The 12,691-nt window shown below is 46.4% G+C and carries 12 protein-coding genes; 2 read left to right on the top strand and 10 right to left on the bottom strand.

Annotation, left to right across the window (positions count from 1 at the left end):
- Nucleotides 1–140: 140 nt before the first annotated feature.
- Nucleotides 141–1,043 (bottom strand): lipoyl synthase, encoded by a 903-nt coding sequence (gene lipA / locus EP58_RS09270; RefSeq protein ID WP_036092793.1) that lies wholly within the window; start codon nt 1,041–1,043, stop codon nt 141–143.
- Between the two features lie 16 nt (nt 1,044–1,059).
- Complete coding sequence (locus EP58_RS09265; RefSeq protein ID WP_036092790.1) at nt 1,060–1,881, bottom strand: lipoate--protein ligase family protein; 822 nt, start codon at nt 1,879–1,881, stop codon at nt 1,060–1,062.
- 116 nt (nt 1,882–1,997) lie between these two features.
- On the opposite strand from EP58_RS09265, the gene EP58_RS09260 reads away from it, so the two are divergent.
- Nucleotides 1,998–2,852, top strand: coding sequence for a helix-turn-helix transcriptional regulator (locus EP58_RS09260; RefSeq protein ID WP_036092787.1), 855 nt, complete (start codon nt 1,998–2,000; stop codon nt 2,850–2,852).
- A 17-nt stretch (nt 2,853–2,869) separates the two neighbouring features.
- On the opposite strand, the gene EP58_RS09255 is transcribed toward EP58_RS09260, so the two are convergent.
- The 7 genes from EP58_RS09255 to EP58_RS09225 all read right to left on the bottom strand — a co-directional run bounded on the left by EP58_RS09255 (nt 2,870) and on the right by EP58_RS09225 (nt 11,177).
- Nucleotides 2,870–3,511 (bottom strand): endonuclease III domain-containing protein, encoded by a 642-nt coding sequence (locus EP58_RS09255; protein ID WP_036092786.1) that lies wholly within the window; start codon nt 3,509–3,511, stop codon nt 2,870–2,872.
- Nucleotides 3,512–3,578: 67 nt separating this feature from the next.
- On the bottom strand, nt 3,579–5,306 hold the full coding sequence (locus EP58_RS09250; RefSeq protein ID WP_036092783.1) for a phospho-sugar mutase: 1,728 nt from the start codon (nt 5,304–5,306) through the stop codon (nt 3,579–3,581).
- 15 nt (nt 5,307–5,321) lie between these two features.
- Nucleotides 5,322–6,314 carry a LacI family DNA-binding transcriptional regulator gene (locus EP58_RS09245; RefSeq protein ID WP_036092781.1) on the bottom strand — a complete coding sequence of 331 codons (993 nt, stop codon included), beginning with the start codon at nt 6,312–6,314 and terminating at the stop codon, nt 5,322–5,324.
- 123 nt (nt 6,315–6,437) lie between these two features.
- Complete coding sequence (locus tag EP58_RS09240; RefSeq protein ID WP_036092779.1) at nt 6,438–7,487, bottom strand: aldose epimerase family protein; 1,050 nt, start codon at nt 7,485–7,487, stop codon at nt 6,438–6,440.
- Complete coding sequence (gene galT, locus EP58_RS09235) at nt 7,474–8,991, bottom strand: UDP-glucose--hexose-1-phosphate uridylyltransferase (RefSeq protein WP_201740734.1); 1,518 nt, start codon at nt 8,989–8,991, stop codon at nt 7,474–7,476. The genes EP58_RS09240 and galT overlap by 14 nt, the downstream gene beginning before the upstream one ends.
- Before the next feature lie 20 nt (nt 8,992–9,011).
- A complete protein-coding gene (gene galE, locus EP58_RS09230; RefSeq protein WP_036092776.1) occupies nt 9,012–10,001 on the bottom strand; it encodes a UDP-glucose 4-epimerase GalE in 990 nt (329 codons plus the stop codon).
- Between the two features lie 3 nt (nt 10,002–10,004).
- Complete coding sequence (locus EP58_RS09225) at nt 10,005–11,177, bottom strand: galactokinase (protein ID WP_036092774.1); 1,173 nt, start codon at nt 11,175–11,177, stop codon at nt 10,005–10,007.
- A gap of 217 nt (nt 11,178–11,394) precedes the next feature.
- On the opposite strand from EP58_RS09225, the gene EP58_RS09220 reads away from it, so the two are divergent.
- Nucleotides 11,395–12,459, top strand: coding sequence for a bifunctional transcriptional activator/DNA repair enzyme AdaA (locus EP58_RS09220; RefSeq protein WP_036092772.1), 1,065 nt, complete (start codon nt 11,395–11,397; stop codon nt 12,457–12,459).
- A 31-nt stretch (nt 12,460–12,490) separates the two neighbouring features.
- Here EP58_RS09220 and EP58_RS17615 read toward each other — a convergent pair.
- Nucleotides 12,491–12,691, bottom strand: a 201-nt coding sequence (locus EP58_RS17615) for a hypothetical protein (protein ID WP_036092769.1), incomplete at its 5' end; no start/stop codon positions are given.

Here is a 12,691-nt window from a genome sequence, read left to right as displayed (position 1 = left end):
AAACGGACGTAGCAGAAATTGTCTATGTCGATGCGCAATATAAAGTAATTCAACGTGTAGCAGTAACTGTTAAATAAGACTATTTTTCATCAAAAAACCATCGCGCTCACTAAACAGAGACGATGGTTTTTTGATACATATTATGACTCTGCTTGCTCTCGCCTTCTTTTTGCCGCCGCATTCACCTGCTCATCCGCATGATAACTTGAGCGAACCATTGGCCCAGATTCACAATGAATAAACCCTTTTTTTCGAGCTACCCGTTTCAATTCACGGAACTCGCGCGGATCATAATAACGCACCACGGGAAAATGTTTTTTAGATGGCTGCAAATACTGGCCAATCGTCAAAATCTCTACACCGTGCGCCAACAAATCATCCATCGTTTCTAATATTTCCTCGCGTGTCTCACCAAGTCCCACCATAATGCTTGATTTCGTTGGCAAGTCCGGCTCCATGTCACGAACACGTTGCAATAGCTCCAATGACCGGTCATATGTCGCGCGATGCCGAATGCTTGGTGTCAAGCGCCGAACCGTCTCGATATTATGATTGAAAATATCCGGCTTCGCATCCAGCAATGTTTTCAAACTCTCATAATCACCCTTCATATCCGATGGCAAAACTTCAACCGTAGTTTGTGGCATCCGATATCGAATCGCGTTCACCGTATTTGCAAATACTTGCGAACCACCATCTGCCAAATCATCACGTGCCACCGCGGTGATCACGACATGACGCAATCCCATCGCTGCCACCGAATCTGCCACACGCTTTGGCTCCCCCAAATCCAAATGCGTTGGTGCACCTGTCGTTACCGCACAAAAGCGACAAGCCCGCGTACAAATATCACCCAAAATCATGAACGTCGCCGTTTTCCGGTCACCAAAACACTCTTGAATATTTGGGCATTTCGCCTCCTCACAAACCGTATGTAACCGATTTTCCCGCAAATTACTCTTAATCGCCTTAAACCCTTCACTGTTGCTAATCTTCGTTTTCAACCAATCTGGCTTCCGTACATGCTCTTGTTTTTTCTCCACTATCTTATTACCCCTTTCAACGTGAAAATAAATAACTTTCCTGCCTGAACTTGTTCTCGGCCAACGCATGAATCTCGTCCCACTGCGCATCTGACAAAGTAAGCTCCTCAAAAGCTACATCAAAAACCTGTGCAAACCCATCTTGGAAAGCCTTCTTCATCTCATCAAGCGGTATCTCTCTACCAATCAAATCCAGAATTCCCGACGCTTTCCCGCCAAAAGCCCGCAACATCCGCTCTTTCACCCGCGCATTCTCAAATACAAAAAGGTCAAACAGCTCAGTCGCGTTCATATGTAGCGGAATCGATCCATGCTGCAGCAAAATCCCCTGATGCCGACCTTGCGCGCTACCAATAATTTTGCGATCCTGCATCGTAATCTCATACCAAGATGGTTCTTCAAAACAAATCGCCGTCCCACTTCCCGTTTGTTTCGCCTCTGGTATTGCAAAGCTCGCCTCAATATCAAGCTTCGCCAATCCCACCAACAACGCCTCGGAAATCAGTTTATGCGCCGCTTTAATGGTTTTTGGAATCGCTTCATGCTCCTCCGAAATAACAAAACTATACGTCAACTCACCATCATGCAACACCGCCTGGCCACCCGTAGGCCTGCGAACCATCTCAAAACCGTGCTTTTGCACAGCCTCATAATCAATCTTGCCCTGCGTCCGCTGAAAATAACCAACCGAAAGTCCCCCTGGCGCCCAACCATAGAAGCGCAGAACTGGCGGAATCTGCCCAGCCCGGTGCCAATCCGTCAACTTCTCATCAATCGCCATATTTATCGCTGGTTCCAATTTTTCCTGATCTAGAAGCAACCACCGTTCCACCCTCATTTCCCCTCTCAAAAACGCATACTGCTTGAATTTTCATCATTATCCCTTATACTAAGGAAGAATGCGCTATCTTTCAAATGACTATTCGCATAAATTGATCAATGAGGTGACGAGCGATGACAAAAGAACTCGGAAGATGTATTAAAAAATTACGGACCAACTTGGAACTCACGCAAAAACAACTCGCAGAAGGCATCTGTTCCCAAAGCTTGCTGAGCCGTGTCGAAAAAGGTTTGGAGATTCCTAGCGTGCTGATTATCCACAATATTTGCCAAAAACTCGGCATCACCGTTGATTCCCTGTTATCCTCATCCCAGCTCGACTCCCCATTTATCCAATTAAAAAAAGAGCTACAAGAGCTCTTTTTCCGGCATGATTTCGAAACGCTGTATCCCAGTCTACATAAAAAGACATTCGCCTTGTTTGAGACACATTCCCAAGCAACGCATTACTATTTTTTCTTAGGTGTGTGCGAACTGCTTTATAAAGCCAATCCTCAGAATGCTATCACCGCTTTGGAAGAAGCACTTTCGCTTAGCAGTCGCCGTTCCAATCCCTTGACGACGCATGATATCTTAATCAGCAGCTACTTAACGCTAGCCTATTCCGAATTGAACGATGAAATTCACGCTTTGAAACACCTCAATCAATGCCTCCTGTTTTTACATAAACAAGTCGAGCCGTCAGAATGGATGCCATCAATCTACTTAAATATCGCCCGGTTCTATGCACAGCAATCGGAAAATTTGACCGCCATCGAGTACGTGCATCTCGGCATCGCTTGCTGCCAGAAGCAAAACAGTACGTTCCAGCTAAGCCATTTATTTTTCGAACTTGGCGTCCTTTTCATCCAAACCGATAGAAAACAAAGCGGCGTCCGCAAAATTAAATTCAGCTTGGAGCTATCTTCCTATCTAGACGAACAATTTGTAACCGCCGAGCTCACCAGACGAAGAAAGTTACTGTACTAAATATGCAAATAATCATATTAGGCAATACCGATTTTTAAACAGTCCGATTCTAACGGGCAACCTTCGCAAATTGGCTTTTTCAAACAATGTTCTTTGCAATGATTCAAAACCAAACCGTGGAACGTCTGCACAACCGCCAACTCATTTGGCAACCCCCGCTCTAACATCTGCCGAAAATCATCATACTTCTTAGGAACCTCATACCCAACTCGCTCAAAAATCCGTCTTGTGTAGGCGTCCACAACCACCACTGGCTTATCGAACGCGTACGCCAGCATGCAATCCGCGGTCTCCGGCCCAATCCCCTTAATCCCAATTAATTCGGCGCGCAACACATCAAACGGCTGCTTTTTGACCTCCGCCACATCAAAATGATACCTACCAAACCACGCTACAAATGCCTTGATTTTCAGCGCCTTCTGATTGTAAAAGCCACTCGGTCTGATACGCTGCCCCAACTCCTCGAGCGGCATATCCCGAATTTTCTCTGGCTCGATAAACGTGGCTAGATTAGCGAGCGCCTGCTCTACATTGCGCCAATTCGTGTTTTGCACCAGAATCGCGCCAAGCATCATTTCAAAAACACTATCCGCCGGCCACCACCGCTGTATCCCTTGCCTCGCAAGCATTTTCTCATATATATCGTGTACTGTTATCATGTCCTAATCCTCCATAATAGCAAACATCGCCCAACCAATTTTTCCGGTCAGGCGATGTTTTCATGCATTATTTTTCAACGATTTTCAGTAAGCCTTCACGAACGCGTTCCAATTTCTCAGTTGCCGCCGCCTCTGTTTCGCCTTTAATACTGAAATAAAACTTGATTTTCGGCTCCGTTCCAGATGGACGTAGGCAGAACCACGAACCGTCTTCCAAGAAACATTTGATAACGTTCGATTTCGACATATCAATCGCTTCTTTTTTATCACTCTCGATATAGTGACGCTCGCTCAGCTGATAATCCTCAACTTTCGCGATTTTCTCGCCGCCCATTTCGGCAGGCATCGACTCACGGAACGACTTCATAATGTTGCTAATTTGCTCCGAGCCATCTTTACCACCCATCGTCAAGGAAACTAAATCCTCTTTAAAATAGCCAAACTGCTCATAAATTTCTTCTAGATCTTCCGCTAACGTTTTTCCCGCTTGCTTACTATCAAGCGTCACTTCACAAATCGCGAGCAAGGCTTGAATCGCATCTTTATCACGCGTAAACGGCTTCACCATGAAACCATTACTTTCCTCGTAACCAAACTCATACGTATGCGAGCCGGTCGTTTCGAAATTGTGAATTTGCTCCGCGATAAACTTGAATCCAGTCAAAACTTCGATCATTTCCACATCAAAATGCTTCGCGATCAGCGTTCCCAAGTCCGATGTAACAATCGATTTTAGTACGGCTGCATTTTTTGGAAGCTCGTTCTGCGCTTGCTTTTGTTTCAGTAAATAATGTAAAATCAGCGCGCCGATTTGGTTCCCGCTAAGCACATCATATTTTCCCGATTTCGTCCGAATCACAACGCCAAGACGATCTGCGTCCGGGTCTGTCCCCACAAGTAAATCCGCATCATATTTCTCACCGTAACCAATCGCGACCTCGAACGCTTCCCGATTCTCAGGATTCGGCGATTTCACCGTCGTAAAATTCGGATCCGGCTCAAACTGCTCGGCAACTTGAATCACATTCGTGAATCCGACGCTCTCAAGTGCCTTCAAGCCCAGCATTCCACCAGTCCCATGAAGCGGCGTGAAAACAATTTTCAAATCCTTGCCGTGTTTTTCAACCAAATCATTGTTCACAATCACGGTTTTCACATCTTCTAAGTATGGCGTATCGACCTTCTCGCTGATCACGTCCAGCATCCCGTCCGCAATAAGCGCGTCCTTATCCGCAACCTGAACCGCAAAAATATCATCAATCGCATCAATGTAACGCGTCACCGCATCCGCACCATGAGGCGGCATTTGACCACCGTCTTCCCCGTAAACCTTGTAACCATTGTACTCCGCAGGGTTGTGGCTCGCCGTAATCACGATACCACTAAACGTATTCAAAAAACGCACAGCATAAGACAATTCCGGCGTCGGACGCAGCGTCTCAAACACATAACTCTTAATTCCGTGATAACCAAGCACGCGCGCCGATTCATACGCGAATTCCGTCGACATATGGCGACAATCATACGCAATCACAACGCCACGCTTCTTCGCCTCTTCCCCATTTTCCGCAACATAACGCGCCAAGCCTTCTGACGCCTTGCGAATCGTATAAATATTCATCCGGTTCGTCCCAGCACCCAACACGCCACGCATTCCCGCCGTACCAAATTCCATATTACGATAAAAGCTGTCCTCTAGCACTTTCTCATCCTTCTCCGCATGCAACGCCTCTTTCAAACCAGCCTCCAGCGCCTCATTTGCCAACCATTTCTCGTACTCATCTCTCCACTGCATAATCTCTACCCCTTTTCACAAACTACTTTCCCGAATAACCAAATCCGTGGATAGCGTTACTTTTTTCGTAATCGACCGACCAGCCAGCAACCGTTCTTGCAAAAGTTCCACGCCAGTCTCGCCCATCAATTCTGTATATACTTTCACCGTACTAAGCGGTGGGAAAACATATTTTGACACACTTACATCGTTGAGCCCAATCACACTCACCCGTTCTGGCACCGCGATTCCTTGCTCCTGAAGCGCCCGTAAACACCCAATCGCAATCGAATCATTCGCTGCAAAAAACGCCGTTGGTAAGTCTTCGCCAAGCTCCGCGATTGCCTTCACCATTAACTCATACCCTGTTTTGACGGAAAACTTACCCGAAAAACAATATTTCTTTTCATAAAGTCCCATTCGCTTCATATAATCCCGAAAAGCAAGCCATCTCGCATCAATAATATTCGCCGAGTCATCACTAAACTGCTCCTCGCCCGCGATAAATCCGATATTCCGGTGCCCATTTTTGATAAAATGATCCAGAACCGACACCGTGGCCTGCTGAAAATCCACAACGACCGAATCGTATTTCTGCACCGATTGGTCAAAATCCACAAAACAAATGTTAGGATTCCAGTTCGTCAGCTCCACGATTTGTGCCTGACTGAACTTGCCAATTGCGATAATCCCTTCCACATTTCCAAGCGTCTGCTCTGGGATATCTTGAAACACACGCAACACTTGGTAGCCTTCTTCTTCCGCCTTGCGCTCTGCACCGACACGAATCGATAAATAGTACAAATCATTCAATTCTTCTTTTTCCGAATACCAGTGCACAATCGCAATTTTCGCGTTTTTCTTTTGCTGTTTCCGTTTATGCTTCGTATAAGAAAGCTTTTCCGCCGCCTCAAAAATACGTTTCTTCGTATCATCACCAACAGAAAGCGTTTCGTCATAATTCAGCACCCGCGAAACCGTAGCAATCGAAACCCCCGCCTGTTTCGCAATATCCTTAATCGTTGCCATTTCCTAACACGCTCCTCTTGCCCACATTCCATGAAGCATCCCCTTCATTTTATCAGGAATCTCACATCACGTCTATTTTTTACAATAAAAAGGCTGGGAACATCACATTCCTAGCCTCCACGCCTATAATGTCTTAAAAGTAAATATCGTTTCCGATTCGAAAAGTTCGTCCTTCTGAATCACCGCCGAGCCAAAACCTTCGTGATTCATCGAGTCTGGCAACCCTTGCGTTTCCATCGTTACGCCCGCATATTTCGGAACCGCCACACCATCTATTGCAAATTTTCCAGATAACTGATTTCCCGTATAAACAACGACAGAATCGCAGTCCGTGCGCATTTCCACCACACGCCCACTATCCGGATCCACCAAACGCGCATCAGGCTCACCCGCTTCATGTTCCAATACAAACGCGTGATCATAACCATTTTTGATAATCACGTTTTGCGGATGTTCACTCGTCCCCCCATCACGAAGCGCACGCGGTTCACGAAAATCAAACACCGTCCCCGTCACATCCACCAATTCCCCCGTCGGAATCGATGCAGCATCCAGCGCCACAAAGCGACTACTCCTCATCTGCAACTCTTGATCCAAAACGAGCTTCTCCACATCACCCGTCAAGTTAAAATACACATGATTCGTCGGATTAAACACCGTCGCCGCGTCCGATTTCGCTTCATATTTAATCCGCCACTCATTCGCATTGTTCAGCGTATACGTCACCCGCACATCCAAGTTTCCAGGAAAACCATTGTCCCCATCCAGACTCGTCAGCGAAAAAACAACACCAATCTCATCCACCGTCTCCAAACGCTCCGCATCCCACATCCGCTTGCTAAAATTATCCGGTCCACCGTGCAGTATATTCTCGCCCTCATTTTTCTCCAGTTGATACGTCTTCCCGTCCAACTCAAAACGCGCGTCACCAATCCGCCCAGCAACCCGTCCAACAAGCGCCCCAAAATATGGAGAATGCGCCAAGTACTCGTCCAGCGTCGCAAAACCAAGCGAAACATTCACAAAATCACCTTTTGCGTCAGGCACCCACGTCTCCGTCACAATCCCACCATAATCCAGCGCCCGAACCCGCACACCATGATCATTTTCCAAACAAAACTCCGTCACAACTTGCCCTTCCAATTCCCCAAACTTGCGCTCACTTAGCTTCATTCTCTATTTCCTCCGTCTCCATCACTGATTTCATAAACCGATCAAACGCGCGTATCCCGTCCGCCGTATCCTTGAAAACACCCGCATCCGTCAACACTTGCTCAAATACCTTCCCAACCTCCTGCTGCAAAAATTCCGTCACCGAGCTCGCATCAAAGCCACCGTCACGCTTCAATCGATCCGCCCATTCCTTGTGATGATCCGCCATCGCGTTCGGCTGATCCAACAAATAACGCGCAACCTCCTCAAGTTCCGGCTTCAAACGCGGCGGCAACACCGCAAGCCCCATCACCTCAATCAAGCCAATATTCTCCTTCTTGATATGATGCAACGCCTGATGCGGATGAAAAAGCCCATCCGGATGTTCCGCCGTCCGCCGATTATTCCGCAACACCAGCGCCAACTCAAACAACGACTCACCGTCCACCGCACAACGACTGGCGATTGGCGTCACCGTATTGTGCCGCTCCTCTTTACTATACGCCAAAATCCCGACCGATGCATCCGAATAACCCTTCCATTTTTGCAAAATTTCGTCCGCAGCCGCCACAATATCCGTCGCACTCGCCGCACGCAACCGAATCACCGACATCGGCCATTTTACAATTTCCACCGTCACGCCCGGAAAAGCCCCCCACGAATAAGTCGGGAAATCCTTATGTACAGGCGCTTTCGCCATCGCAAACGTATGCCGGCCACCCTGATAATGATCATGCGACAAAATCGAACCACCAACAATCGGCAAATCCGCATTCGATCCCACAAAATATTCCGGAAACTGCGCCGTAATCGCAACCAACCGCGCAAACGTCTCCCGCTCAATCACCATTGGCCGATGCTCCGTCGAAAGAAAAATACAATGCTCATCATAATACGCATACGGCGAATACTGCAATCCCCAGGCCTCATCACCAACTTGCAATCCCACAATCCGATGATTCGTCCGCGCCGGAAAATCCACACGCCCTGCATAGCCTTCATTCTCCACACAAAGCGCGCACAGCGGATAAGCAACCGTTTTCACAGTTTTCTCCAATGCAATCTGTTTCGGGTCCTTCTCTGGCTTCGACAAATTAATCGTCATCTCAAGCTTCCCATACGCCGTCTCCACCAAATATTCAATATTCTTCGCAATACTCCGCGTCTTAATATAATCGCTCGCCTTACTAATCTCATAAAAATAATCCGTCGCCGCCCGAGGAGACCGTTTATATAATTCCCAAAATTCAGCATTCAACTCCGATGGTCGAGGAACAAACAAATCCATCACCTTACTCTGCCAAATTTCCCGCTCCGCAAGCGCCTCCCCAATCACACCAGATTCCACCGCGAGTTCCGTCAACTGATCTAGCATTGCCAAGCGATCCGCGGCGACATCCACTGCCACCGCACGCTTTTCCGACCAGCCTAGCAAATCCAGCAACCGGTTCGTCACATACACTCGATCCGATTCCGCCAATTCGCCCCTTTTTACCGCTATATCAATAAACTGATCTACTATCATTATTTTGCACCCCATCGTTTTTAGTTAGCATAACCATCCGGATTCTTAGAGTGCCAATTCCAAGCATCCTCAATAATTTTAGTAACATCCGTAAACTGAGGATTCCACTTCAAAACTTCCTGCGCCTTATCACTCGAAGCAATCAACGTACTAGGATCACCCGCACGTCTTGGCACAATTTTCGCCGGAATCTCTTTGCCAGTCACTTTTCGAGCCGCCTCTAGCATCTCCTTCACCGAAAAACCTTGGCTACTGCCCAAATTGAAAATATTACTTTCGCCGCCATTCTTCAAATATTCCAATGCCAAAATATGCGCATCAATCAAATCGACCACGTGGACATAATCGCGAATACACGTCCCATCCTCAGTCGGATAATCGTCACCAAAGATCGAGAGTTCCGAACGTTGACCAAGCGCCGTTTGTAAAATAATAGGAACCAAATGCGATTCTGGATTATGATCCTCACCGATGCTTCCATCAAACTTCGCACCCGCCACATTGAAATAACGCAACGCCACAAAACGCGTATCATACGCCTTATCGCACCACTTCAGAATTTTTTCCATCATCAGTTTCGTTTCGCCATAAGGACTTTCTGGATTCGTTGGTGCATCTTCCGTAATCGGAATCACTTTCGGTTCGCCATACGTCGCGGCCGATGAAGAAAAGACGATATTTTTCACGCCGAATTCTTCCATTACCTCAAGCGTAACCTGCGTCCCGTACACGTTATTATTAAAGTATTCCAGTGGCATTTCCACCGATTCCCCCACCAAAGAATTCGCCGCAAAATGAATCACGCCCTCAATCGTTTCCTTTTTGAAAACATCTTGCATGAAAGCTTTATCACGAATATCCCCTTCATAAAATACAGCGTCCTTGTGTAGAGACTCCGCGTGACCCGTTTGTAAATTATCGACTACAACAACCTTGTAACCCTTGTCTACCAATTGATCCACCGCGTGCGAACCGACATAACCTGCGCCACCTAATACTAAAATACTCATTTCCTATTCCTCCTTGATGGCTTTTGCTCCATCACTAATATTTGCAATATAAAACGCTGCTGGATAGCCAATTTTTTGCTCGTAGGCCGTTCCAACTTCCTGAATAAACGCATCAACTCTGGCTGTTTCCACGATTGCAATCGCACATCCGCCAAAACCAGCTCCCGTCATCCGCGCTCCTAAAACGCCTGCTTGCTTCCAAGCCGTTTCTGCTAGCATATCTAATTCTACACCAGTAACATGATAATCGTCACGTAAAGACATGTGAGATTGATTAATTAATTCACCAAACGTCACCAAATCTTCATCTTTAAGCGCTTTCGTTGCTAAAATTGTCCGCTGATTCTCACTGACAGCATGGCGCGCCCGCTTCACAAGCGTCTCACTCGAAATCAAATGTTGATACTTTTCAAACGTTTCCATATCCAACTCACCCAGCGCATTTACCGAAAGCTCCGCCTGCAATTCCGCCAACGCCTGCTCACATTGACTACGACGCTCATTATACTTCGAATCTGCCAACTCACGCCGCTTATTTGTGTTCATAATCACAATCTTATAACCCTCAAGCTTCACCGGAACCATCTCATACTCCAGCGTATTACAATCCAGCAAAATCGCCATATCCTTCTGGCCCATCCCAATCGCAAACTGATCCATAATCCCCGAATTCACGCCAATAAACTCATTTTCCACCCGTTTCCCCGTCAAAATCAGCTCCAATTCCGCCAATTCTAAGCCAAACAAGTCCTCTAAAATAACCCCTGTCAGCAGCTCAATCGAAGCCGATGAAGAAAGTCCAGCTCCATTTGGAATATTACCCCAATACAAAATATCCATTCCCCGGTCAATCGCGTGACCCGCCTCTTTCAAATACTTCATCATGCCCTTCGGATAGTTCGTCCAATTATCCGCCTTCCGATAATCCAAATCCGCCAAATCAAACGACATAATCCCTAAATCCTCAAAGTTAAGCGATATCAGCCGAACGAGCGAATCCTCCCGCTTTGCTGCCACCGCATACGTTCCCAGTGTAATCGAACACGGAAAAACATGTCCACCATTATAATCCGTATGCTCCCCAATTAAATTAATACGACCCGGCGCAAAAAACAACGCACCATCCGTCCTGTCAAAAAATCGTGCAAAATCAGCTTTCAGTTTTGATTCATCCATTATCCCAATACCTCCACATTCAAAATAACTCTCTTGGCTTCATTATAATTTATTTAGTAAACTTTATCAACTAATTTTACTAAATATTTTTAGTGGCATCCGACATTGGTGTTAATTTTCTTGGTATTAGAATTTCCAGCTTTCGTTATAATAGCTTTATCAAATAGTTTGGAGATGATAAAATGAACCTATATATCAACGAAACGAGGCGAAATGCATGATCACCGAACAAGCCAAAGTCGACCAATTTTATGACATGCTCGTGAAAAAAGATTCCAATTACGAAGGCGTCTTCTACGTTGGCGTGAAAACAACAGGGATACTCTGTCGCCCAACCTGCCCCGCGAAAAAGCCAAACAAGGAAAATTGCGAGTTTTTCGAAACAGCTCAGGAAGCACTTCTGGCCTCCTATCGACCATGCAAACGATGCCAACCGCTGAGCAATCCTAGTAAACTATCCAAAGAAGTCAAACTACTCGTCGAAGCGATCGAAGCAAATCCCGAACGAAAATGGAGTGACAAGGACTTCGATGAACTAGCTATCAGCGCCAATACCGCGAGACGTCAATTCAAAAAACAGTTCGGCATGACGTTCATTGAATACGCCAGAGCGAGACGGCTTGGTTTCGCATTTGACCACATTCGCAACGGCGCACCAATCATCGAGGCACAGCTAGAAGGTGGCTATGATTCAGGCAACGGTTTCCGCGACGCCTTTACAAGAACGATGGGCACCATTCCTAAAAAAGCGACATCGCTAAATAAGTTTGCCTCCAAGTGGATGGAGACACCGCTTGGCTCAATGATTGCCATTGCAAATGACGATGCCCTAATTTTGTTAGAATTTGTTGACCGGCGCGGGCTCGAAACGGAAATCGAAGTTTTACGGAAAAAATGGCACGCTGCTGTGATTCCTGGAGAAAGCCCTATTTTCGAGCAACTAACGCGTGAGCTAGATGCTTATTTTAGCGGCACACTCCAAGTTTTTCAGACACCTATTGCCTATCGGGGATCTCCATTCCAACAAACCGTTTGGCAAGCTCTACAAAAAATCCCGATTGGTTCTACTATCTCCTACGCGCAACTAGCCAGCCAAATTGGGAATCCGAAAGCATTTCGCGCTGTTGCCAGAGCAAATGGGGCTAATCAACTCTCTATCCTCGTTCCGTGCCACCGCGTTATTGGCAGTAACGGCGCATTAAGTGGCTACGGCGGTGGTATTGCCCGCAAAGAATGGCTACTCACACACGAGAAAAAAATAGGAGCACCAAATCAATGTTAAAGTTGATTTGGTGCTCCTATTTTCGGTTATCTTATTTGCGTACTAGTGGCTTGCCAGCATAAGTATTTTTCAAGGCTTCTTTGATCATTTCTGCGTTTTCTCGCTTTAGTTCTTCAAGCGTCTTCTTTAGTAATTCTTCGACCATATCAACCACTCCTCGTATAATAAGTTTATAGCTTCTTAATTGTTCTTTGAAAATTTCATATAACAGCCTGTCGGCTTGTAAATGGTT

The organism is Paenilisteria newyorkensis (assembly GCF_000766145.1).
In the GTDB taxonomy this organism is placed as follows: domain Bacteria; phylum Bacillota; class Bacilli; order Lactobacillales; family Listeriaceae; genus Listeria_A; species Listeria_A newyorkensis.
The sequence above is the reverse complement of the archived record's forward strand: the minus strand, read 5'-3'. Positions and strand labels throughout refer to the sequence as shown.